Origin of the sequence: Dermabacter hominis NBRC 106157 (assembly GCF_001570785.1) — a bacterium.
Classification (GTDB): Bacteria; Actinomycetota; Actinomycetes; order Actinomycetales; family Dermabacteraceae; genus Dermabacter; species Dermabacter hominis.
The window spans coordinates 1-4,068 of record NZ_BCSI01000022.1 but is presented as its reverse complement, the minus strand read 5'-3'; the positions used below and the strand labels follow the sequence as shown (position 1 = coordinate 4,068).

The 4,068-nt window shown below is 56.0% G+C and carries 4 protein-coding genes; all 4 read right to left on the bottom strand.

Going from position 1 to position 4,068, the window contains the following annotated elements:
* Positions 1–270: 270 nt before the first annotated feature.
* The 4 genes from DEHOM01_RS09555 to DEHOM01_RS09540 are packed head-to-tail and all read right to left on the bottom strand — an operon-like array spanning position 271 to position 4,032.
* Positions 271–717 (bottom strand): hypothetical protein, encoded by a 447-nt coding sequence (locus DEHOM01_RS09555; protein WP_061212561.1) that lies wholly within the window; start codon positions 715–717, stop codon positions 271–273.
* A complete protein-coding gene (locus DEHOM01_RS09550) occupies positions 714–1,109 on the bottom strand; it encodes a hypothetical protein (protein ID WP_156468350.1) in 396 nt (131 codons plus the stop codon). Before DEHOM01_RS09550 ends, DEHOM01_RS09555 begins: the two co-directional genes overlap by 4 nt.
* A gap of 45 nt (positions 1,110–1,154) precedes the next feature.
* Complete coding sequence (locus DEHOM01_RS09545; RefSeq protein WP_061212559.1) at positions 1,155–3,692, bottom strand: hypothetical protein; 2,538 nt, start codon at positions 3,690–3,692, stop codon at positions 1,155–1,157.
* Positions 3,682–4,032: a DUF6507 family protein gene (locus tag DEHOM01_RS09540; RefSeq protein WP_016663634.1), complete on the bottom strand. Its 351-nt coding sequence runs from the start codon at positions 4,030–4,032 to the stop codon at positions 3,682–3,684. Before DEHOM01_RS09540 ends, DEHOM01_RS09545 begins: the two co-directional genes overlap by 11 nt.
* Positions 4,033–4,068: the final 36 nt, after the last annotated feature.

Here is a 4,068-nt window from a genome sequence, read left to right as displayed (position 1 = left end):
TAAAGTACAGAGCCGACGTGTCGTGCACCACCCGAAGAGAAACCATTTTGCAAGAAATTTCCGCGATGTTCACCCGCCACCGTATGTTCACGCCAGGGCTGGGTGAAGCTGCACTCAAAACGCTGTCTTCGCCTATGAATTGCGCTTGAGGTGCCGGCCGTTAAGGCAACGTTTTCCTCCAGCGGCGCATTGTTAGGAGACGACTAAGGCGTCGTGGCTCCCGCTGGGTGATGCCACTGCGGAGGCCGGTGTGCTTGGGGTGCGCTGCTTTTAGGCTTTCTTTTCGCGATACGGATTCGCAACCTGCGCCACGCTGGTCCATGTGTCGGGGGTGACGAGGAATGTGACGGCCTCGTTATTCCAGAACACGCGAGTTTCGATGCCCTTGGTTTCCGCGTCGTACGTGAAAAAGACGACGGCGATGTCGAAGGGCCGATCATGTGATCGGGCCTCCACATATCGAACAACAGGAACTTCGAGAATTTTGCGAGAGAACACGCCGTGAGTGAAGGCGCCGTTCTTCAAGTAGAAAATTGGATCGACTTGCTGAAGCGTGAGACCGTCGAGACCGTCGGCGACTGTGAAGACCGCGGTGAACGCATCCCACTCGCCAGTGAAATCTTGAACGTCGAGTTGGAGGGCTTCCGCAAGCTCCCGGAGACGCTTATCCTCGTCGCGAGAAAGGCTACTGCTATCGTGCGAGGGGTTTTGGGTCATTGCTTACGTAGCTCCTCTGCGAGTTCGAGGAGGTCCTGAGTGCTCACGGGTTGCTCGTCGCCTCCAAAATTATCCACGTAATTGTAAACGAATGTGTCTTGCTCGAGGTCGAACCGCACGACGAGGGTCGCTGCCGTGTCAATGTGCACCTGCTTTTCGAGGAAGACTTCTAGCAGGAGCTTACGCTGGTCCTTGCCGAATGCGAGGTTCACGGTGTAGGGATCCTTGCCCGCAAATTTGGCGAGCGAGGTGTCGAAAAATTCGCCTGTTATCGTGTGAACGAGGAAGATCGTCAAGGATTCGAGACGATCCGTTTCTTCGAGGCCCCTTCGCACGCAATATTCGAAACGCTCAGTGGGAGTCCCCGCCCAAGGTGCATGAATTGTAGTCATATGTGAAGTCTATCGATTTGTGAAGGGGTGATCTATCCCTGTTTCCTACGGATTCTTGACCAAGTCGAAGTGCAGCCAGTTCACTGAGCCGGACTCGAGCGCGTTGCGTTTGACCTCACTCAGGTTCTCGGCGCGGAAATCGATGTGCTTCATCGGAAGTTCCGACTTGGCCGGGTTGCGGTCGAAGATCGGGTGTTCACCGTTCGGCATGGCACCGTCGATCCTTAGCCACTGGTTTCCGGTCTCGCGGTCGTAGAAGTCGGCGATCGCGTGGTAGTTCTCCGGCCGTCCAGTGGGGTCGAGCGTAGCGCGTGTCGAGAAGTGTGTGAACGTATCTTCCTTCATGATCGCGTCCATCTGTGACGTCTCGATACCCCAAATCGTCTTTTTGTTGACGTCGGTGAATTGAGGTAGATAATTCCCAATTCCCGAGTTTGGTGCGTACATGTGTGTCATCATGTGGCCGGCCTCGTCGTTGGTGAGCTTTCCGATCTCTTTAATCCACTCACGTGCGGCCGGGCCATCCAGGCGCTTCACGGCGGTGAACTTTTCGAGAACAATAGCTTCAGTCTCCATGTAGTCCGGGTAAATCCGGTGGACAACTTTGTTTTGCCCGACTTCGACTGTCACTTCACGAAGGTTTTCGTTGACGTAGTCAGCAACGTGAACCTTCGGGTCTGGAGCGTACCCGCGCGGACGATCGATTTTTTCGGGCAGGCCGCCTTCGGGAAGAAGCTCGTTCGACTTGGGCTTGTAGCCGCCTTCGTTTATTTCGTGGGTAAGGTTCGCATCGCGCCACTGTTTGAGCGGATCCCTTTCGAGGTTGTTCTTGAATTCGAACTCGGAACCATCGACTGTGTGGCGTTCGACGTATTTATCGAAACTGAACTGCTGATGTTCCGCCTTAATAGCGCTGTCGTCCAGTTTCTGAAGATACTCAACTCGGTCATAATCCCCGTGCAAAGTGGCATCCTCAATCATGGACGCACGTGCACGCGAGGCGTAGAACTCGTTCGCCGGCATGCTGGGGCTCGGGGGAATGGGGGAGTCATTCACGTAATGGTGCCTTGCGAAACCAGAGTGTGGCTGAGGGGTGTGCGCTGAATCAATATTCTCGGTAACAGCGCCCAGAGGGCCTCCCTGATGGTATTTGTGAGCATCTCGTGATTCACGGAGCAGTCGGTCGTCTACACCGACGTTTGCGGCGTTGCGACCGTCGACGAAGGTGAGAGGTTCTCCTGAATTCCGTCCGAAACGATCCTTGATGTGTGGTCCATCAGCATTGTCAACTGCTTGAGTCGCGAAGTGGCTCTTGGCCGGAGCGCCAGCCCCAGAGTGGGCTGGACTAACGCTCTTGCTAGCGTCGATTGCCGAACGGTTGGGGTGTGTGTGAGCAGTTCGTTTACGGCCAACCCTTGCGGCGTCATCGAAATGCTTAGTTGCACCGCGCGTTCCCGCTTTAGCGATTGCGTCGCCAGCGTTTCTGCCGGCATTCTTCGCGCTCCGGCGAGCAGCGGCACCAATGCCGAGCGTCGCTGCGCCTTTGGTTCCAACGCCTCCGGCTCCTTTGATTGCTGCGCCGGCGGCGGCTTTAGCCCCGCCCTTGGCGGCGAGTCCGGCGGTAGCCTTTGCAGTGGAAGTAACACCGATTTTGAGGGCGCCCGCACCCCCGCCAGTGAACACGGACGTGATGGCGTCAGGAATAAACCCGCCGATGTAATAAGCAGGGTCCGTCTTGAAATCGCGGTACTCGCCTGCTAACAGGTTCTTTGTCCCACGTAGGGCCGCCGAACCTATGTCTCGGGACCTGAACTTCATGAGGGCCCTAGCAACAGTGCTCTTCATTCGATCTAAGCCACCGTTTTCGAAGAAGTCGTCAAGCCCCCTCGCCGCTTTCAGAATTTCGTCGCGGTTATTCCACAGAAACTTAGCGCCCTTGACCTCAAGCTTTAGTAAATCACCGACGAGTAAAAAGGTGTCCTTTATCGAGTCCAGTGCACCCTGACGCAACCGCTCGAAGGGGTCATTGGGGGTCGCAGGCCCGCCTTTAGTCACATTTGTCGCGCTGCCGTCGAGCGTACTTGCGAGTGCCGAGTCGGCCTTGTCCATGTCATCTCGAAGCTTCTTCACTTCGTTCTCGAGGTGTTCGAGCTTGTCCTGGGCGTCGGCGATCGCTTCCTCGCGCTCTTCGTTCGGGACTTCTTCGTTTTCGCCGTCAGAGTTTTTCTCTGTCTTCGTTCTGGGCATAGCTAGGGCCCGTGCCATGGCAAGCTGAGCTGCCATGATTTCAACCTCTAACTGGGCTTTGCGAACGTGGAACTCGACAAGTTTCGCGGCATATTCATCAAGAGCGCGCTTGGCCAGCTTGGTACTGACCTGGAGTGCCGAGGCGAACTTGAGTGGTTCACGCATACCGTTGTACACGGCCTCTGCTTCGGGCGCGCGATAGGTGCCGGACAGGTTGTACCAGGTCTCCTGTGCAGAGGACACTAGGTCAAAAGTGCGCGTGCCGACAGACTCGACTTCAGAGGCGAGGCTGGTTACCGCGGCGGGGTTGTCGATATCGGGAAGCTCAAGATCCATTGGCGGTCCCTCCTGGCATGTCAGTGGCACCGATGCTCGCGCTGGCGCTCCCGGAGTTTGAACTCATAGTGGCATCACCTTGGCAGTATGAGGTGAGAGCTTCGATGGTGCAGTTGATCGTGTTGTAGGCCGTGCCTTGTGAAGCCTTGACGGACCCTTTGACGATGTCTTCCAGATAGGGGTTCATTGCGGATTGGCTCTTAGGGCTGTACTGGAGGGCGCTCCCGGTTGTCGAGATTGCGGAGTCAGCTTCACCGATGGCGATTTTAAGGTCATCGATAATGCTCACTGCGCTTTCAATTATTTGCCCTGAAGCTTCCGGATCGATGTCGTATTGCATCGACTACCCCCCAAATGTGCGTAGTAGTGGTAAGTC